Below are 20,317 nucleotides of genomic sequence, written 5' to 3'. Positions count from 1 at the left end.
AATTATCAAAAAAATATCTATACTTTTTAATGGAATCCTTTATTTTTTAAAGAAACGTTTTTCTTTCATACATTTTAGCTGATAATCAGAGATGCATGAAAAAGAGATGTAATGCTTCGATACATTACATCTCTGCTCGCCTTTCATTCGGTAAAACTAGTGTAATAGTTGTACCATATTCTTTCTTAGATACTATAGTTAACTCGTATTGATCTCCATAATACATTCGTAATCGTTGAGCAACATTTCGAATACCAATGTTCTTTCCAATTACTTCTTCTTCCTCTAATGATCGAGAAATTTTTTGATACTTCTCTTCTTCCATACCCATTCCATTGTCTGAAATAATACATGTTATTTTTTCTTCAGTACTAGAAATGCTAATAGTGATTTTCCCCTTACCTTTTAATGGCTCAATTCCATGAATACTTGCATTTTCGACAAATGGAATAATGACCATTTTAGGTATATACTTATTTTCGATTGTTTTGTCTATCTGAATATCATATTCCATCTTATCACCAAATCGATATTGTTGAATTTCAAGAAATGCAGCACTAAGTTGTAATTCTTTTTTTATCGTGACCCAATCTTCTTCCCATGATATCGACGTGCGTAAAAGTTGTGCTAAATATTTAATAATTTCTGCTGTTTCTATCTCATCTTTTAGAACACTTCGCATTCGAATTGTTTCTAATACATTAAATAAGAAATGTGGGTTAATTTGGCTTTGTAATGCTTTTAATTGTGCATCTTTCTTTTCTAACTCTAACTCTTGTTTTTGAATACGAACAATGTACACATCATTTATCAAATCTTTGATCTTCCTTGTCATACGATTGAACTCAGATGTAAGTACACCAATTTCATCTTTATATGACTTACCTTCGATTACTTCAAAATGTTGATTTTTTACTTTTCTCATTTGCTTAACTATCGTATTTAAACGTAAATGAATATTCCCAGCTATATACAAAATAAATAATGTTGGGATAACAAAATTCCATAATGCTAAATAAATCATTGAATGAAATGAATTGCGTACTTCTGTTACTAAATTTTCTTTTGGAATCACACCAATCAATTTCCAATCATCCAAATATTGTAATTGATATTCCTCCTCTAACACTTGACTGTCTCCATCTATTTTTACATCTTCAAATTTGGTTAATTCATTTGCTACATTTAATATTGGATTTGTAGTGTATTGAATCACCCCTAAATTATCAATTAAGTACACATCTCCTTCAAATGTAACGTTTTCAAATGCTTGTCTGACAAATCGATTATTCAAATGAATCATCATTATTTTTTCAAATGTAACTGAATCACTGCTATCTAGTTCTCTTACAATAACAAACTCATCTAGCAATCCCTCATCAGATTTGTTTCTTGTTAATACAGGGAAATTCTTACGGTAAGTGGAAGACATACTATACCAGTAACTATTCTTTATGTCTTTATCAATATAGTGAATGCCACCTGCCGTAATAACAGTCGGATTATCGGTATACAATTGAATGGAATCTACAGACGAATAAATCGGTGTGTACTTATTAATATCTCTAAAGTTATTGTTATATGCCAAAATAAAATCAACAGTCTTATCATAGTATTTGTTTAATAATTGATAGATATAAGCATCCGAATATAATACAGATGCAATCCCAGCAGCATCTTCCACACCTTGCCTGAATCCTGTCGCCATTTGCTCTAATGCTAATTCATAATCTTTCATTTTTTGTTCACGCACATTATTTGTTGTATCTATATAAAAGATGATATTTGTTAAAATAATCGGTAAAAATACAGAAAACATATAGATTAATAGTAATTTATTTCGTATTTGAATATCATTAAAATGTATTTTTTTCATTTGTTTTTATCCAATTTGATTTAATAATTGCTTTCGATATTGTGATGGCGTTGTACCTACTGTTTTTTCAAATTGTGTCACAAAATAATCTGGATTATTAAATCCAACTTTTTGTGCAACTTCATATACTCTGAAATCCGTTGTTCGCAACAATTTCTTTGCCTCTGTTATCCTTACATTTAAAATGTAATCTTTAAAATATACACCGTATGTCTTTTTAAATAGCTGTCCCATATAAACTGGATTCATATAGAATTCATTTGCGATGGATTTCATCGTAATTGGTTGATTATAATTGGAGTGGATGAATTTTTTTATTTGATGAATGGTGCCCTTCATTTGTGTATGATTCCATTCTTTAAGTAAAGAGGCACATTCTAATAAAAAGGAACTCCATAACTCTACTATTTGGTCTAATGTTAACGGATATTGATCCCATTCTATCATTTGCTTAAAATGATCCATTGTCGGATCATATTTATTTGCATCTTTAATTTGTTTTAATACTTCATGGTTTAATCTGTTTACAATTGTACGAATGGCATCTTTTGCTAAATTTTTATTTACTGCACTTTGAAGCATGCTATGCACTTGTTTCTTTATTGCTTTTTTATTGTTTTCTTCTACATACTCCATCATCTGATCATATTCCATTTTTTCAATATCAATATAATATGCTTGTTTATTCGTTATATTGTAATCAATGACACTACCTTCATTACTAATATATTTATATTGGATGAGGTCTTTTGCAGTGGAATAAGAATGTTTTAATTCTAGTAATGTACTTACAGTTTTACCTATATATATACATATAGGAGAATCTAGTTGTTTATTAAACTCTTTATCTACTTCCATAAAATATCTCTCGAGTGTATATTCATTCTTCGATAAAAAAAGATCTGTAATAACAACACAATAACATCCGATTCCATTTTCATAAAATGTAATGTAGTCTCTTTCTCCTTGTGTCAAAATCTCATCCATAACCTGTTCCATTGTCGGATAATCTAAATACATGCCGTTTGCTTCAATCTTCACAAAAGTATACTTATTCGCATGCAAAATAGGATGTTCCATATTCTTTATTTTTGACATTTCTATATCGTCAGCTAGTAATGATTTAATGATTGTTTCTGTGGATAGTTCATTTTTGGATACATTTTTTTCATTTCTTTGTACAATCGTTTCAGATACACGTTCTAATGTCGCATGTATTTCGTCTTGATCCACTGGTTTTAACAAAAAATCTTCTACACCAAAACGTAATGCTTTTTGTGCATACTTGAAATCATTGTATCCACTTATAACAATGAAAGAAGGTGCTTGATTCATTTCTGAAATTACACGTTCAATAAGTTCTAATCCATCTAAAACTGGCATCCTAATATCCGTAAGTACTAAATCTGGTTTTAATTGATGAATTTGCTCTAGTGCATCTTCTCCATTATCCGCTTCACCACATACTTCAAACCCATATTCCTTCCAATTGATTAAAGTTTGAATGCCTTTTCGAACAAATATATCATCATCAACTAAAAATACTTTAAGCATGCGTATGTTCTCCTTTCTTCAGTGTTTGCTCATTTTTATCCCGTAGATATTGTTGCTTATTGTCAAAATGACTAAATGCAAATAAAGCAAGTTTGGTTACTGTGAACAATACAACACTCACACTAATCACAGGTATTAAACCTGGAATCAAGCTGTATAGATAGTATAGAAATAGTAACAATACTCCCATTAATATAGTAATAAATGGACTAAAAACACCTACAATCGTTGCATTTTTTAATGTTTTCAATATTTTTGTATCAAAATGTGCATAGGCTGGAAAGACGTATAATGCGGAAATGAGAAACATAATAGTAAAAACAAAAAAGAACACAACGAATACATTTCTAAAATCACTTTGTAAATCTACAATCCAATAGAAATCTACATATAGAATATAACCAATCAACAAATAAAGGATTCCAATCCCATTTGCTGCAAAAAAATGTTTTCTCCAAGCTCGGAAAAAGGTTTGTGTCATTTTTATTTGATCATCTTTCATGTGCCATTCTCGTACAGTAACAACTATTGCTAATGTAGCTGGGAATATTCCTACAATCGCTAATCCCATTAATGTCCCCGCAATCCACAGGAGATTCAGATACATCATCCACATCATCCATTCTAAAAATTTATAGAATCGATTAGAATTTGAACTTTTCATTTTCCATTCCCTCCTATTTATCGATAATTGTTCTACTAAGTATAAAAAATAGAATTTTATGCAATTAATACTATTTCAACACAGTAAGTATACCTACATTTACACATTTTACTTTTGTAAGCGTTTTAAAAATTATAAGTACTTTGTTTATTGGTTATACATACTTATTATATTATACTTATAACTATTTTGAAAGCGCATTATTATTTAAGCTATGTATAAAAAACCCGAATGATTTTCTCGAATATTAATAATTCCAGATTCATTCGGATTTTTATTATCATACTAATAAGAAACCATTATTTCCTAAATGCCATTAATGCATCATTTAATGCTTTTGTATCACCATACACTTTCTTATAAAGTATAAATAATTGTTCATATGCTTTCACATTTTCCTCAATTGGTTCAAAAGTTTCTGCATCTTCCAGAAAAACTTCTGCACATTCTTTTAATGAATGAAACCATCCAGATCCATATGCTGCTAACATTGCAGCACCCATCCCTGGCCCTTGTTCACTTTTTAGTTTTACGATTTTCGCATTAAAAATATCTGCTTGCATTTGCAACCAATCATGATTTTTAGCGCCACCACCAATCGAATATACTGTATCTATTTGTTTTCCATTTTCTCTAAAAATTGCAATAGATTCATTTAATGAAAATGTGATTCCTTCTAATACAGCACGCGCAAATTCCTTCAATGTATGAGAACTATCCATTCCAACAAAGCTACCTCTAATTTGTGAATCAGCGTGTGGTGTTCTTTCTCCAACAATGTATGGAGTGAACAATAAACCGTTAGATCCTACCGGCACTTCCCCGACACCGTCAAGTAATTGTTCAAAAGATAATTCATTTGCAAATGTTTTCTTAAACCAATTTAAACTATGTCCTGCAGCGAGAGTAACGCCCATTGCATAATAGCTATCTTCTTCGCCATGATTAAAATAATGAACTTTACCTTCATAATCTTTCGTACCTGTAGGTTCATAAGAAAGCACTACACCAGATGTCCCAATACTTGCAAATGTTTTACCTTCAGATAAAATACCTGAACCAATTGCTCCACATGCATTGTCCGCACCTCCAGCAAATACTTCTGTATCAACAGATAAGCCGGTTTGATTTGCTATTTCTAAAGAAATTTTACCTACATTTTGATGTGATTCAATTAGCTGTGGACAAATAGAAATAGAAATTTCCAATTGTTCACAAATTTCTTTAGACCATTCTTTTGCAGCTACATCTAATAAACTAGTACCTGCAGCATCTGAATAATCCATATGAATTTGACCTGTTAGTCTATATCTCACATAATCCTTTGGTAATACAAATGTCTTAACTTTTGCATAAATATCTGGTTCATGCTCTTTTACCCATAACAACTTTGGTAAAGTAAAACCTTCTAATGCTAGATTTTTTGTAATCGAAATAAAGCGTTCTTTTCCGACACTTTGATAGATTTCCTTACACTGTGCGGTTGTACGCGTATCATTCCATAAAATTGCGTTTCTTAATACTTTATTTTGGTCGTCCAATAACACAAGTCCATGCATCTGCCCTGAGAAACTAAGTCCTTCGATTTCTGATGTATCTCCAGGAAACGTTGTCGTTAATTCTTTAATTCCGTCAATGGTTTGCGTTACCCAGTCTTCTGGATTTTGTTCAGAGTATCCTGTTTTTTCTTGAATAAGTGGATACTCTCTTGATACTTCATGGACTACTTCTCCTTTTTTATTAACTAACAATAGCTTTACTGCACTTGTACCTAAATCAACTCCAATAACAAAGCTCATCGACTCACCTCTTGATATAATTATATAGAGAGAAGACCTAGTATTCACTAAGTCTTCTAATCATTTTCTTATAGTTCACCAGCATATGCAGTTAATAAATATTGATTAATAGTCGCCTTAATCACTTCTAAACGACCAGATTTATTTTTAATTTCTTTTAAGCCTAATGCATATTCTTCTAATGATTTGAAGTCTGCTTTTCCTTCAACGATATCTTTTCCAATACCTTCTTTGTAACTTGCATAACGCTCATCAATGATATTTTCAAAAACATTATCTTCTACAAGTTTACTAGCTACTTTATATCCAATTGCGAAATGGTCCATACCTGCAATATGTGCATGGAATAAATCTTCAGGGTCAAAAGAACCACGTCGAACTTTAGCATCAAAGTTCAACCCGCCTGAACCTAATCCACCATTTTTAATAATTTCATACATTGCTAATGTAGTAGAATAGATATCTGCAGGGAATTCATCTGTATCCCAGCCTAATAATGGATCACCTTGATTTGCATCAACAGAACCTAATAATCCATTGACACGTGCGTAGCGTAATTCATGTTCAAATGTATGTCCTGCAAGTGTTGCATGATTCGCTTCAATATTTAATTTAAAATGATCAACTAAGCCATATTTTAATAAGAAAGCATGTGTAGATTGTGAATCAAAATCATATTGATGTGTAGATGGCTCTTTTGGTTTTGGTTCTATTAAGAATTGTGCATCAAAGCCAATCTCTTTCGCATAATCCACAGCCATTTGGAAGAAGCGTGCTAAATTATCTTGTTCTAAACCTAAATCCGTATTTAGGAGTGTCTCGTAGCCTTCACGACCACCCCAGAATACGTAGTTTTCTCCACCTAATTCTTTCCCGATTTCTAATTGTTTCTTTACTTTCGCAGCAGAATATGCGAATACATCTGCATTACTTGAAGATGCTGCACCATGAACAAATCGAGGATTCGTGAAATTATTTGCAGTATTCCATAATAATTTTACATCACTATCTTTCATGTATTCTTTAATCATTGCAACAATGACATCTTGATTTTTATTACTTTCACTTAAAGTCTCACCTTCTGGAGCAATATCTACATCATGAAAACAGAAGTATTTAGCTCCGATTTTTTCAAAAAACTCAAATGCAGCTTCTACTCTTGCTTTCGCACGGTCCATACCATCGAATTTGTCCCATCCACGAATAGCTGTACCTGAACCAAATGGATCTGATAAATCTGCTGTAAATGTGTGCCAATATGCCACCCCATAGCGCAAATACTCTTCCATTGTCTTACCGTTAATCACTTCTTCAGGATTATAAAATTTAAATGCTAGATTATTTTTAGATTGAGGACCTTCATACTTAATCTTGTTAACGTTTTCAAACCATGTCATTTTTACATACCTCCAAAAATTATATTGTATTGGTTAATCCAAAGTTATTATAGCAACCCAAACTAAGTTTGTCTAGTGAATAAACAAAGATGATAGAATATTTTTTTTCAGTATGGTAAAATTGGCTTAATCATTGAATACTTAAGAGAGCGAGTGAAAAATGTGAGTCAAACATGGAATCAACATGTCGTGAAAAAGGAAAATAAAGCGCTTGTTTTAGATACTATTATTAAGAGAGCTCCCATTTCTAGAGCTACAATTGCCCAAATCACTGGATTAAATAAAGGAACTGTCTCTTCTTTAGTAAGTGAATTGCTGGATGAGAAATTAATTAACGAATCAGGTACGGGTGAATCTAGCGGTGGAAGAAGACCTGTAATGCTTCTATTAAATGAAAAAGCTGGCTACACAATTTCTATCGATTTAGGTGTAACACAGATTCTAGCAGTACTGACAGATTTACGAGGAACCATTATAATAGAAAAAGTCCAACAATTCGAAAATGACAATTTGGATGTAGTACAAACACACTTATATAACCTAATAGATTATATGATAACACATGCACCCACGTCCGAGTATGGCATTGTAGGAATTGGTGTTGGTGTACCTGGTGTCATTACAACAGAAGGTGAAATACTATTAGCACCTAATCTAGGTTGGAAAAAAGTTCCTTTAAAGCAAATGCTCGTGGATAGATATAAGTTACCAATCATTATTGAGAATGAAGCAAATGCTGGAGCATATGGTGAGAAAATGTACGGCGTTGGACAACTTTCCAATGAACTTATTTACGCAAGTGTAAGTATTGGGATCGGTGTTGGATTAATATTGGACGGAAACTTATATAAAGGTTTAAGAGGCTTTTCAGGTGAAATTGGACATATGACTATTGAAAAAGATGGAAGAGTATGCCGCTGTGGAAATAAAGGATGTTGGGAGCTATATGCCTCTGAAAAAGCATTACTTGAACAAGCAAAAGAATTAGGTTTTACACACCCTACAATTACATCACTTATAGAAGCATGTGAAAACGGCAACGAAAAAGCAATCAGATTGTTCGAAAAAATTGGGGATTATTTAGGTGTAGGTATTACGAATATCATTCATATTTTTAACCCTGAACAAGTCATCATAGGCAATTCAATGCAAATTGCAGATGCATATATCATCCCTGCAATTAAAAAACGTATTGAGCAAAATGCAATTGGTTTTAATAAAGACGATGTACACATACATGTAGCTAAATTAAAACACCATTCTACCGTATTAGGTATTGCAGCTTTTACTATTGAGAATTTCTATTTAACAAATCGCGAATCTATTATAGCAACAACGGAATAGTAATAATTTTAATAAAAAACCGAATCTTCACATGTTTATGTAAAGGTTCGGTATATAATATTATTAGAAGCTCACTTATCACTATTTTTTTAAACTATCAAATCACATGCCTTATCGAAACTTCACACCCCACTATATGCCATAAATCCACCATCTACATGGATGCATGTACCTGTGACAAAGCCACTCGCTTCTTCATCTACTAACCACAATAAAGTACCTAACAAATCATCTGGTTTTCCTAAACGTCGCATTGGAGTATGGTCGAGAATTTTTTGCATTCTTGGAGTAGGATTTCCATCTTGTTGTAGTAATAAAGATTGATTTTGTTCTGTTATGAAAAATCCCGGAGCTATTGCATTTACACGAACATTTGCTTCAGCCATATGCACTGCTAACCATTGTGTAAAATTGTTCACTGCCGCTTTTGCAGCACTATAGGCAGGTACTTTTGTCATTGGACTATATGCACTCATAGATGAAATATTAATAACGTTTGTTCTTCTATTCACCATTCGTTTGCCAAATACTTGTGTTGGAATGAATGTACCTAGAAAATTCAAATTAAATACAGATCCAAATCCTTCTGTCGTCATGTCAAAAAAGGATCTTAAACTCGGATTATTCATATCTTCTTGATTAAATTGTTCATTTGTTGTCGTTCCTTCAGGATGGTTACCACCCGCTCCGTTAATCAACACATCACAACATCCAAACCGTTGATATACGACTTCTTCTGCTTTTATAACTGCATCGTGGTCTAGAACATTACATTCTATAGCGATTGCTTGACCGCCATTTTCTTCAATTTTTTTTACAATGGCGACAGCTTTTTCATATGTTCGATTAAGAATGGCCACTTTCATTCCTTGACGTGCTAGTTCTTCAGCCATTCTGCCACATAACACTCCACCTCCACCTGTTACAACACATACTTTATTTTCTAAATTTTTATGAATTGGTAACATAGGATGCTTCCTCCTTTTTCTTTAATTGATACCCATCCCAAAGTCCATGTAAATACATAATCCCAAGTGCTCTATCATATAATCCATAGCCAGGCCGACACTCCTCGCCCCAGATATGTCTGCCATGGTCTGGTCTCATATATCCAGTAAAATTACAATCACTTAGAGCCTTCATTACTTCATCAATAGGTAAGGACCCATCCCTAGTGAGATGAGAAGTTTCAATAAAATCACCATTTTCAAACAACAAAACATTTCGTATATGTGCAAAATGAATACGTTCTTTACACTTATGAATAATATCTATTAAATCATTCTTTGGGTTGACACCTAACGCGCCACTACAAAAAGTAATCCCATTATAAGGACTATCTACTAACTTAGTAATCTTCTCTAAATTCTCTCCTGTTGTAACAATGCGAGGTAACCCAAAAATAGACCATGGCGGATCATCTGGATGAATGGCTAACTTGATATCTAAACTTTCACAAACGGGAATGACCCTTTCTAAGAAATAATGTAGATTATCCCGCAGATCATTTTCTGAGACATATTTGTATGCTAGGAATAATTCCTTCAATGTTTCTAAACGATCTAATTCCCATCCTGGCATCGTGAACGTCTTATTACTAGCAATTCTATTGACTAATTCAATTGGATTCATTTGATCGACTTTTGCTTTTTCATAAAACATCGCTGTAGATTGATCTGGATGAGAACGAAATAATTCTGTTCTTACCCAATCAAATACTGGCATGAAATTATAGCAGACTACTTTGACACCTATTTTAGCTAGATTTTTTAATGTTTCTATATAGTTATCAATATACATGTCTCGAGTATCTAATCCTAATTTAATCGATTCATGAATATTGACACTTTCTACTACATCTAAATGTAAGTGATACGTATCCGCTTGTTCTTTCATCATTTGTATTCTTTCTAATGGCCATACTTCTCCTACTTTTATATCATGAAGTGCCCATACAATTCCCTCTACAGCAGGTATTTGTTTGATATGTTGTAATGATACACTATCATTTCCTTCTCCAAACCATCTAAATACCATTTTCATATTGGCATTCCTCCTACTATTCCATCAATAAATGGTTCTCTTTTGTTGATCAGGAATACCTGATTTTCTGTAGAAATAGGTATTTATTTGATCACGCCACTCTTTTGCATTCGCTCGCTGTAATTGTAATCTTTCTTCCACATTCCTAAATGTATCTACATCGATAACATTCTCCAACATAGCCCATTTTTTTATAAGTTGTTCTACTTGTTTATATCCTAAAAAGTGCGTGTCATAAATATGTTGAATAATTGTTTTTCCACTATGAAGAACATAGTCGTATGGAACATGATGGAAAAATAAAATCAGCTCGTCAGGACATGTATCTAATTGTTCATATATAGAAGCATTTGGTTCATTGTATTGTGATGTATAGCTTGTACCAGTTGCTTGCGTGCGATCTACACCTATTCCATTACGGTCAGCAAAATGATACGTTCCCCACCGTGAATATTCATATCCATCAATATTCGGACCATAATGATAATGTGGAGTAACCATCCACCCAACGCCAAGTGGTGCAGTATAATTCTCATAAATTGACAATGAATCCATCAACATAGAACTAACCGTATTCTTTATTTCTTTACTGCTATCGAATGTTAAAGCAATCCACTCACATGCAATCTCTTCTGCTTCTAATGAAGGATCCCATATTAATCTTCCATATCCATATAAATTCGCTTGCGCTAAAGTATTTCCTGTCCAATTCTCATCATTCCCAATATTCGAAACAGCAGCAATACCGCTATATCGATATGGGTGAATTTGACCTGCTACAATTTTTTCAATTGTGCTCCCTTCTCCTTTCACGTAAGTATCAAAAGACAATACGTCTTTCCACTGTGGAATAAGGTAACACAAGTCTATTTGTTGACCGGTATATTCTTGTGCAATTTGAAACTCAACCATCTGATTTGTTTGATGCATTGCACCAAGTAATGGTGAGACTGGTTCTCTTACTTGAAAATCCATAGGTCCATTTTTAATTTGTAATATAACATTTTCATGAAATAGCCCGTCCAATGGTTTAAAGTGATCATATGCTGCTCGCGCTCTATCTGTAGAACGATCACGCCAATCTTGCACACAATTATATACAAAGCATCTCCAAATAACTTTTCCACCAAATGGCGCTAACGCTTCAGCCAACATATTTGCACCATCTTTATGATCACGATTATATGTAAATGGTCCCGGTCTATGTTCCGAATCCGCTTTCACCAAAAAGCCACCAAAATTAGGTATATAATCATAAATTTCTTTAACACATTTTTTCCACCATTCTTTTACTTGTTCATCCATTGGGTCTGCTGTATGTAATCCGCCAATTGCTATTGGACTAGCAAAATTTATACTTATATATGTTTTCAACCCATATGAAGTAAAAATTTGTGCAATTTCTTTTATTTCAGGTAAATATTTCTTTGTAATAAAAAATGTTTCTTCTTCCCATACATTCACATTATTAATTGCAATAGCATTGATACCAACAGATGCTAGATATCTTGCATAGTCTTTTATTCGCGACTTATCTTTAACAATTTTTCCATTTTCGTAAAATATAGAATTACCTGAATATCCTCGCTCTATTGTTCCATCAAGGTTATCCCACTGATTGATCATTCGAAGGCTATTTTTTGGTTGATTCGTAATATTTAGTGTATGTATATCCTTCCCTATTTGTAAATCTTTCAAAAAATGAAATACGCCATATAATAATGCCACAGATGATTTTCCCGTAATGATTACTTGATTATTTTCAGAAGCAATTATATATCCTTCGTCTAATAAATGTTCTACTTGATCTTTGTGATTTTTCGACAATAGGTCATTCAATTTATCATTGATAGCGATTACAATTTGTGCATTAAGATTTTCGGTAAATACTGGTGTCCATTGATACATTTGTTCAAATGCTCTAGTCAATTCTTCTTTTATTGATTCTTGAATCGGAGAATTACCTATAACCGCAATTTCTCCGTACGTTTCTTTGTTTATTTTGTTAGGCATTTCACGATATTGTAACCACATTTTATACATATTTGATTGTGTATTCATAAAACTCCTACCTTTCTGTTATGCGAAATATGATGGATTATCATTTAGTAATGCTTTTTTCTCAATATTCACTAATCGTAGATGTTCCTCGATTAATTTTTCAGCTAAATCTGGATCATTATTTGTAATTGCATGAAATATTTCTTTATGTTGAGCGACAATAATGTCCCATTGATGGTTCACTGCAAGTCTGAAGATTCTTAATCGATCAAACTGCACATTCATTTGCTTTACCAATTCCCATGTACGATACTTATCACATCCATGATACATAATCCGATGAAATTCATCATCCAACTCATACAATTTTTGAAACGACCCTTTTCCTAAAGAAAATTCTTGCAATGTTACATTTGTCTCAAGCTGTAACAATGACTCTGCATCTAACTTCATTGCAGCCTCACGAACAATTGCTCTTTCGATATTCTCTCTTACAAATCTTCCTTCCTCCACAACCTTCAAATCAATCTTAGTAACAATCGTTCCTACTTGCGGAAAAACTCCTAATAGACCTTCTTGGTTCAATTGTAAAAATGCTTCTCTAACAGGTGTACGACTAACATCTAACTGTTCAGACATTTCTTTTTCCGATAATTTCGTACCAGGAGGAATATCTCCATTCATAATATTATTTTTGATAATCTTGTACACTTTCTCTCTTGAGGATTCTTTAGTGCGATTATTTTGAGTAATCATGATCAACACTCCATTATATACTAGTATGGTAGATACAAGTATACAAGTTTATACTACATAAATCAATCATATACTTGCTTAATCAGAAGTTGTAATCCCACAGAATAACCCATTTTTCATTTTCTAATGTTAGATACACGTTTTGTCTCATTTCTATATTCCCGTATTTACTTTTGTATGTTGTTATAACTAAATACTCATAGACACCTGTTAAAGTTTCTCTAGAATCATCCATTTTCCATGATGCTAATTCATTTAATTTCGTGTAAGTAAAAGAAAATGTATCCACACCAAAATGATTAAAAAAAACATGTGATCTGTCTTGAATATATGTAGACTTATCAAATTTCTCTTTCATACTAGAATGAAATAACTCCCATGAACTAGAAAAATCCTGTGTTTGCTCAAGTGTGTAAAATTGATTAATCACATCTTCCACTTTTCGTTCTGGATGAAAGAGATATGTTGTGCATTTATATAATACAACTAATAGAATAAACGATAATAAGACATAGATAATTTTAGTAACATTTGAACGACTTCTGTATTGTCTTCTCATTTTGTTTTTTCTCATTTGTTTTCACTCCATAAGTTGTCTTTTATATTAAAGATATTCACTCTTAAAGCAATTATTGCAATAGATTAGAAAAATACGTTTATGTTTTAATATATAATTGTTATTTTATACACTACAAAAAATGAGTCTAATTACCTATTGAAAACACTTTCTAAATTTTATATACTGTAAACGGTTACAATAATAGTTGTTGTGTACATATACTGTTCATTCTTCAGTTGAGTTGAGTGGATACATGTACAGTATTTTGATTCAAAATAGATTGTCCCCCTTTGCATCCTTATGAAGATAAGGATGCCTTTTTTTATACATTGCGAAAACGCCCACGAAAAAAACGTAGACAAGCCGAAGCAGTTACAAAGCAAATATAGAATTTCAAAATTATCAATTGAAATTATCTTTTAATACACAAAAAATCCAAACGATTCGGTAAATAGCTTTCGAATCATTTGGATTTTATCAGATTAAAGAATTCTTTCGTTTGATTTGATTAATTAGCATGCAATGGTGTTGGCGTAAATTCTTTTTCTTTGTATATTTTTTTTCTCATGAATGGAATGACATATCGATCTAAACCAAATCTTCCTGCATTGTAACCTGCAACTAAGATAAATAATGTTAATAGAATCATTTGACCATTTGTGCTGACAGTACCACTAAATAGAAAGGCAAAGTTCATAATTATTCCCATCAATGCAGCAAAATTAGTGAATACACCTAAGATTAACGCAATTCCAACTAACAACTCGCCCCACATTACTAAGTAGGTAAATAAATCTGCTCCAGGTAACGCAACAGCTTCTAAGAATGTTGCCCACCATCCTTGTACTGCTGGATGATCGCCTGTCGCTTTACCAATTGCCCCTTGAATAAATCCACCTGCATCAAATCCACCTGTAATTTTGCCCCAACCTGCTGTCATCCATTGATAACCTAAATATACTCGTATGACTGCTAAAAATATTGCAACACCTTTATTTTCACGTAATAATTGAATAAACATTTGAAATCTCCCCTTTTTTAATTAATGTGCTTGTGCCATTTTATTCTCATTTTGTACTTTTTCATTGAACATTTGTTTGATATACGGTAAAACATATCGATCAAGACCAAATCTTCCTGCATTATAACCAGCTACAAGTAAAAATGCTGTAAGTAAAATCATTTGACCATTTGTACTTACTGTTCCACTAAAGACAAACGCGAAATTCATTGTAATACCCATTAATGCTGCAAAATTTGTAAATAACCCAAGTATCAATGCGATACCTACTAGGAACTCTCCCCACATCACTAAAATTGAGAAGATATCTGCTCCAGGTATAGCTACATTTTCTAAGAATGTTGCCCACCATCCTTGAACTGCCGGATGATCACCTGTCGCATTTGCGACCGCTCCATGTAAATATCCACTAGCGTCAAATCCACCTGTAATCTTACCCCATCCAGCTGTTAGCCATTGATAACCTAAGTAAACACGTATAATTGCAAGAACACCAGCTACAACCTTATTATTTCTAAAAAATTCTACTAACATTTTTCCCATCTCCTTCTTGTTCAATATTTCACATATGAGTTTGTGTTTTTGTATCTCTTTCACATTTACATAATATCATGTTAAAATACTTAATTGTATAGTTTGTTCAGTATTTCACATTTTATTCAAACTTTTTTGTCTAATTTGTGACATCACAGATCATATCGTTTATTCTAGAGGGGAAGGTCTACTAAGTAACAAAACAATGAGTAATTAGATGAAGTCTTTCTTATAATATATACTAAAGAAAATGAGGTGTAATTCATGAAGTATCGAAAACTTGGAAGTACAAATTTAGATGTATCTGTTGTAGGGATTGGCACATGGCAATATGGTGGTGAATGGGGTAAAGAATTTACACAACTAGAAGTTGACACTATATTGCACCAAGCAAAAGAAGAAGGTATTAATTTAATTGACACTGCGGAATGCTATGGTGACCATTTATCAGAAAAATTGATTGGGGAATACTTACATCACGATAGAAGAGAAGATTGGATCGTTGCAACGAAATTTGGACATCACTTTCATGATAATTTTGACAGATCTAGACATTGGGATGCACAAGATGTATTAAAACAATTAGATCGATCATTGAAAGCTTTAAAAACAGAATATATTGATATTTATCAAGCACATTCATGTACAAATGAAGAGTTTGATAATGATGAACTTTGGACAATGCTTGATAAACAAAAACAAGCGGGAAAAATTCGTCATCTAGCTGTTTCATTAGCAGGAAATGACGATCCGTACCAAACAAATAAAGCTTCACAAATCGGAGTAGAAGCAATCCAAGTTGTGTATAATAGACTTGATCGTAATCCCGAGAAGGATATTTTCCCTAGTGTAATAAACCAGAACTTAGGAGTGCTCGCTCGAGTTCCATTAGCAAGTGGGTATTTGACTGGTAAATACAAACCAGGGGTAATTTTTGACCAAAATGATGTAAGATCCAGACATGACAAAGAGGAAACCAATCGTTTATTAGCATTGGTAGAAGAAATTGCTTATCACGAGGTACCAAATGATACAGATATGGCATCATGGGCACTTGCATGGTGTTTGAAACATGATGCTGTAACGACAGTAATACCAGGCTGTAAATCAAAAGAACAAGTGATACGAAATGCAAAAGCTTGTGAGTTAGAAATCGTTTCAGATACACATCGATTACATGTTCATAAATAATTGTAATATGAATGTGATACGCTTAATTACTAAGAAAGCTTCCACTTGTTTTATCATCAAATGGAAGCTTTTTTAAAACTATCATCATATATTTAATAAAGTGAGGGGAAAAGTATGTCTGATAAAGTTTCAGTTGTGTTAGTAGGCATTTCTGGATATGGCAGTGTGTATTTGCGTGAAATATTAAGCAATAATGAAAGCGCATACCTTAAAGGTGTAGTAGATATTTCACCGACTAAATCTATTTTCTATTCTCAAATAATTGCGAATCACATTCCCATTTATACTAATTTAGAAGAATTTTATAATAAAGACAAGGCTGATTTAGCCATTATTTCTACTCCAATTCATATACATGCACAACAAGCATGTATAGCAATGGAAAATGGAAGTCATGTATTATGCGAAAAACCTGCTGCTTCTTCACCAATAGATTTAGACAAAATGATATTAATACGCAATAGCACAAACAGATTATTAGCAATCGGATATAATTGGTCATTTGCAGAGTCTGTCCAACAATTAAAGCAAGATATCCTATCAAATAAATTTGGTCGTCTACTTAGAATGCGAAGTCTTGTGCTATGGCCGAGAAATGCAGATTACTTTCATCGATCTGATTGGGCAGGTAAAAAATATCATATGAATGGAGAATTAGTATTAGATAGTGTAGCAAATAATGCTGCATCACATTTCTTACATCATCTATTTTATTTGGCTGGTGAAACAATAAGTACAAGTGCATCCATCCACCAAGTATGCGCGGAATTATACAAAGCAAATCCTATCGAAACATTCGACACATGTGCAGTACATATACTTACATCGACTAATGTAGAAATACTATTTCTCGCATCACACGCTGTAGAGAAAGATCATGGTCCAAAATATAAGTTAGAATTTGAGAATGCAACAATTGATTATCATCCTAATAAGAATGGTGGAAACATTACAGCAACTTTTGTTGATGGTAGTATTGTAGAATATGAGGATCCAGAGAAAGAACACTTAGCCAAGTTCTATCATATGATTGAAGCTATTCAACAGAACTATACCGATGTAGTATGTGGACCAGAAGCTGCTAGTTCACAAGTTGTTGCAATTCAAGCAATGCATCAATCTGTCGAACAAATACCACAGTTTCCAAAACATTGGCTTGCAATAGATTCATCACGTAAATTAACAATTGTACAAGGACTACAAGAAGTATTTCAACAATGTTATACACAATTTTGCTTACCTAACGATATTGGCACTGCATGGAGTGAACAAGGAAAAATGATTCAACTATAATTTTTGTCAGTTAAACAACTTATCCTGAGCAAAATTGAATGATGATTTCATTTTGCTCAGGATATATTAAGTGATGCTCTATTCTTACATACCTTCCATTTTTAACTTTTGTAAACTATGGAGAATATCTTCTTTCGTGCCTCCCATATTTGACTCAACTGCTGCAATATAACTACCTTCCACTAATGGAATACTATCCGCTACCATAATATTATCCATACCAGTAAGTTCGATAGCCATCTCCGCATTCATTTTTGCACTACCTAAATCATAAAACAAAATACCACCGCTATCCTTTGATACGTTGGCTAATTGTTGATTAATCTTTTCGATAGATGTACCTACGTCATTGTCATCTGTACCACACGCTAACAATACAGGTACATCTGAAATCACTTGACTGATTAGCCTTTTTACACCTATACCAATTTCAACACTATGTGATACGATAATGATTGCGACTTTATTTGACATAATTATCCCTCACTTTTTCTTACTTCAGCCAATGCCTCAAAAATATAATAGGATGACATAGAACCTGGATCTACATGCCCTTTAGATCTTTCTTTTAAATAAGATGCTCTTCCCTTAGTTGCCATCATTTCTCTAGTATCTTCCATTGTAGCTTGACACACTTCTGGTAATGCACCCCAATCTTCAACAGGTTCTTCTTTAAGAAAGTTTGCGACTTGTTCCCATACATCTACTAGTGTTTTTTCTCCAAATGCGGCTTTTCCTCTTTGCTTAATGCCTTCTACTGCTTTATTTACTGCTTCTTTAAATACAACTTCATCCACTTCTTTTCCTTGCATAGTTGTTGCCATTTTCAGAAATGCTGTACCATATAATGGGCCAGATGCGCCTCCGACTTTTGCCATTAGTGTCATCGCAACACTTTTGAGTACATCTGCAACAGAATCGTAAGTCACATCATCAATTTTTGCAACAACTTCACGAAACCCTCTATCCAAATTGATTCCATGATCCCCATCACCAATTGCTTGATCTAATTCTGTTAGTAAATCTTTATTAGCTGAAACTTTTTGCTGCGTTACTTTCATCCATTCTACCGCTTGTTCCACAGTCAAAATAATCATTTCTATCTCCTTTATACATGAAATTTTAGTGTAGCTACATCTTGTTTCAACAAATCTTTCCACTCATTATTTAATTTGAAAAATGTAATTGAGAATCCTGCCATTTCTAGTGATGTCATATATTCTCCAACCCAACTTTGAATAATATGGATATTGTGAGATTTTGCCCATTCATGTACTTTTTTGCTGACTATATACAATTCCATTTCAGGTGTGGCACCAAGGCCGTTGATCATGACAGCAATCTCACTATTCGTAAAATCTAAGTCTTCTTGGATTTTCGATATTAATGTTGTCACAATATCATCTGCTTGTTGAATAGCCACACGTTCAATCCCTGGTTCCCCATGTATCCCTATCCCTATCTCTATTTCACTTTCTTCTAATTGAAAACTAGGCTTTTTAGCTGCAGGAACAGTGCATGATGACAATGCAACACCCATTGAACGAATATTTGCAATAACGTTGTCACATGTTTCTTTTATTTCTGTAAGACTGACACCATTTTCAGCTAAAGCTCCGGCAATTTTATGCACAAACACTGTACCGGCAATACCTCGACGACCAGTTGTAAATGTACTATCTTCTACTGCTACATCATCATTTACAATTACTTCTGCCACTTCTATTCCTTCTAATTCTGCTAATTCTTTTGCCATCTCAAAATTTAGCACATCACCAGTGTAGTTTTTAATAATTAAAAGTACACCTGCTCCACCATTTGCTGCTTTAATTGCTTCTAATATTTGATCAGGTGTTGGAGATGTAAATACTTCTCCAATGACAGCTGCATCTAACATGCCTTTTCCGACATATCCAGCATGTGCAGGTTCATGTCCACTTCCACCACCACTAACTAATCCAACTTTTCCTTGAACAGGGGCATCCACTCTTGTAATAACAGTTGTGTTTGGTAGCCTTTTCAAAATAGTTGGATGTGACTTCACAATCCCCTCAATCATTTCATCTACAATTGCATCTACATCATTTATTATCTTTTTCAATGAGATCACCTCACCTATTCTTATATATTTTATAGTAAACGATACATGTATAATTTACCAGAAGAAAAGCTAGATGTGGACGATTATCAATAGTTTTACTCATACGTTTAGCTTGATGGCTATGGAATCAATATAAAGAAATCGCAAAGCATTTCTACTCTACGATCTCTTTACATACATATCT

At 33.1% G+C, this 20,317-nt stretch carries 18 protein-coding genes; 3 read left to right on the top strand and 15 right to left on the bottom strand.

Going from position 1 to position 20,317, the window contains the following annotated elements:
* Nucleotides 1-124: 124 nt before the first annotated feature.
* The 5 genes from ACFOZ1_RS13270 to xylA form a co-directional block, all read right to left on the bottom strand.
* On the bottom strand, nucleotides 125-1,876 hold the full coding sequence (locus ACFOZ1_RS13270; protein WP_390200033.1) for a sensor histidine kinase: 1,752 nt from the start codon (nucleotides 1,874-1,876) through the stop codon (nucleotides 125-127).
* A gap of 6 nt (nucleotides 1,877-1,882) precedes the next feature.
* Nucleotides 1,883-3,430 carry a response regulator transcription factor gene (locus tag ACFOZ1_RS13265; RefSeq protein ID WP_390200031.1) on the bottom strand — a complete coding sequence of 516 codons (1,548 nt, stop codon included), beginning with the start codon at nucleotides 3,428-3,430 and terminating at the stop codon, nucleotides 1,883-1,885.
* Nucleotides 3,423-4,094, bottom strand: coding sequence for a YesL family protein (locus tag ACFOZ1_RS13260; protein WP_390200030.1), 672 nt, complete (start codon nucleotides 4,092-4,094; stop codon nucleotides 3,423-3,425). Before ACFOZ1_RS13260 ends, ACFOZ1_RS13265 begins: the two co-directional genes overlap by 8 nt.
* A 299-nt stretch (nucleotides 4,095-4,393) precedes the next feature.
* Nucleotides 4,394-5,893, bottom strand: a complete 1,500-nt coding sequence (gene xylB / locus ACFOZ1_RS13255; protein WP_390200028.1) for a xylulokinase — start codon at nucleotides 5,891-5,893, stop codon at nucleotides 4,394-4,396.
* Between the two features lie 68 nt (nucleotides 5,894-5,961).
* Nucleotides 5,962-7,290, bottom strand: a complete 1,329-nt coding sequence (gene xylA / locus ACFOZ1_RS13250) for a xylose isomerase (protein ID WP_390200026.1) — start codon at nucleotides 7,288-7,290, stop codon at nucleotides 5,962-5,964.
* A gap of 162 nt (nucleotides 7,291-7,452) precedes the next feature.
* Here xylA and ACFOZ1_RS13245 point away from each other — a divergent pair, with 162 nt between their 5' ends.
* Nucleotides 7,453-8,634 carry an ROK family transcriptional regulator gene (locus ACFOZ1_RS13245; RefSeq protein ID WP_390200025.1) on the top strand — a complete coding sequence of 394 codons (1,182 nt, stop codon included), beginning with the start codon at nucleotides 7,453-7,455 and terminating at the stop codon, nucleotides 8,632-8,634.
* A 122-nt stretch (nucleotides 8,635-8,756) separates the two neighbouring features.
* On the opposite strand, the gene ACFOZ1_RS13240 is transcribed toward ACFOZ1_RS13245, so the two are convergent.
* The 7 genes from ACFOZ1_RS13240 to ACFOZ1_RS13210 form a co-directional block, all read right to left on the bottom strand.
* On the bottom strand, nucleotides 8,757-9,602 hold the full coding sequence (locus ACFOZ1_RS13240) for an SDR family oxidoreductase (RefSeq protein WP_390200023.1): 846 nt from the start codon (nucleotides 9,600-9,602) through the stop codon (nucleotides 8,757-8,759).
* Complete coding sequence (gene uxuA, locus ACFOZ1_RS13235) at nucleotides 9,586-10,677, bottom strand: mannonate dehydratase (protein WP_390200022.1); 1,092 nt, start codon at nucleotides 10,675-10,677, stop codon at nucleotides 9,586-9,588. Before uxuA ends, ACFOZ1_RS13240 begins: the two co-directional genes overlap by 17 nt.
* A 24-nt stretch (nucleotides 10,678-10,701) precedes the next feature.
* A complete protein-coding gene (locus ACFOZ1_RS13230) occupies nucleotides 10,702-12,738 on the bottom strand; it encodes an alpha-glucuronidase family glycosyl hydrolase (RefSeq protein ID WP_390200020.1) in 2,037 nt (678 codons plus the stop codon).
* A gap of 18 nt (nucleotides 12,739-12,756) precedes the next feature.
* Nucleotides 12,757-13,434 carry a GntR family transcriptional regulator gene (locus ACFOZ1_RS13225; RefSeq protein ID WP_390200018.1) on the bottom strand — a complete coding sequence of 226 codons (678 nt, stop codon included), beginning with the start codon at nucleotides 13,432-13,434 and terminating at the stop codon, nucleotides 12,757-12,759.
* Between the two features lie 82 nt (nucleotides 13,435-13,516).
* The gene (locus tag ACFOZ1_RS13220; protein WP_390200016.1) at nucleotides 13,517-14,008 is read right to left on the bottom strand and encodes a hypothetical protein; all 492 of its coding nucleotides are present in this window, start codon (nucleotides 14,006-14,008) and stop codon (nucleotides 13,517-13,519) included.
* 493 nt (nucleotides 14,009-14,501) lie between these two features.
* Nucleotides 14,502-15,014 (bottom strand): DoxX family protein, encoded by a 513-nt coding sequence (locus ACFOZ1_RS13215; protein ID WP_390200014.1) that lies wholly within the window; start codon nucleotides 15,012-15,014, stop codon nucleotides 14,502-14,504.
* A 21-nt stretch (nucleotides 15,015-15,035) separates the two neighbouring features.
* Nucleotides 15,036-15,548, bottom strand: coding sequence for a DoxX family protein (locus ACFOZ1_RS13210; RefSeq protein WP_390200012.1), 513 nt, complete (start codon nucleotides 15,546-15,548; stop codon nucleotides 15,036-15,038).
* A 264-nt stretch (nucleotides 15,549-15,812) separates the two neighbouring features.
* Between ACFOZ1_RS13210 and ACFOZ1_RS13205 the strand changes: the two genes are divergently transcribed.
* Both ACFOZ1_RS13205 and ACFOZ1_RS13200 read left to right on the top strand, forming a co-directional pair.
* Nucleotides 15,813-16,739: an aldo/keto reductase gene (locus ACFOZ1_RS13205; protein WP_390200010.1), complete on the top strand. Its 927-nt coding sequence runs from the start codon at nucleotides 15,813-15,815 to the stop codon at nucleotides 16,737-16,739.
* A 114-nt stretch (nucleotides 16,740-16,853) separates the two neighbouring features.
* Complete coding sequence (locus ACFOZ1_RS13200; protein WP_390200008.1) at nucleotides 16,854-18,032, top strand: Gfo/Idh/MocA family protein; 1,179 nt, start codon at nucleotides 16,854-16,856, stop codon at nucleotides 18,030-18,032.
* Nucleotides 18,033-18,116: 84 nt separating this feature from the next.
* Here ACFOZ1_RS13200 and dhaM read toward each other — a convergent pair whose 3' ends face one another.
* Genes dhaM through dhaK form a run of 3 tightly spaced genes read right to left on the bottom strand, consistent with a single transcriptional unit; the run spans nucleotide 18,117 to nucleotide 20,133 of the window.
* Nucleotides 18,117-18,506 (bottom strand): dihydroxyacetone kinase phosphoryl donor subunit DhaM, encoded by a 390-nt coding sequence (gene dhaM, locus ACFOZ1_RS13195; protein ID WP_390200006.1) that lies wholly within the window; start codon nucleotides 18,504-18,506, stop codon nucleotides 18,117-18,119.
* Nucleotides 18,507-18,508: 2 nt separating this feature from the next.
* Entirely contained in the window at nucleotides 18,509-19,129 is a 621-nt protein-coding gene (gene dhaL / locus ACFOZ1_RS13190) for a dihydroxyacetone kinase subunit DhaL (protein WP_390200005.1), read from the bottom strand.
* Nucleotides 19,130-19,140: 11 nt separating this feature from the next.
* Nucleotides 19,141-20,133 carry a dihydroxyacetone kinase subunit DhaK gene (gene dhaK, locus ACFOZ1_RS13185; RefSeq protein WP_390200003.1) on the bottom strand — a complete coding sequence of 331 codons (993 nt, stop codon included), beginning with the start codon at nucleotides 20,131-20,133 and terminating at the stop codon, nucleotides 19,141-19,143.
* Nucleotides 20,134-20,317 lie beyond the last annotated feature (184 nt).

It is taken from the genome of Gracilibacillus marinus (assembly GCF_042651725.1).
In the GTDB taxonomy this organism is placed as follows: Bacteria; Bacillota; Bacilli; order Bacillales; family Amphibacillaceae; genus Gracilibacillus; species Gracilibacillus marinus.
Note: the sequence above shows the minus strand (reverse complement) of the source record. Positions and strands in the feature narration are given on the sequence as shown.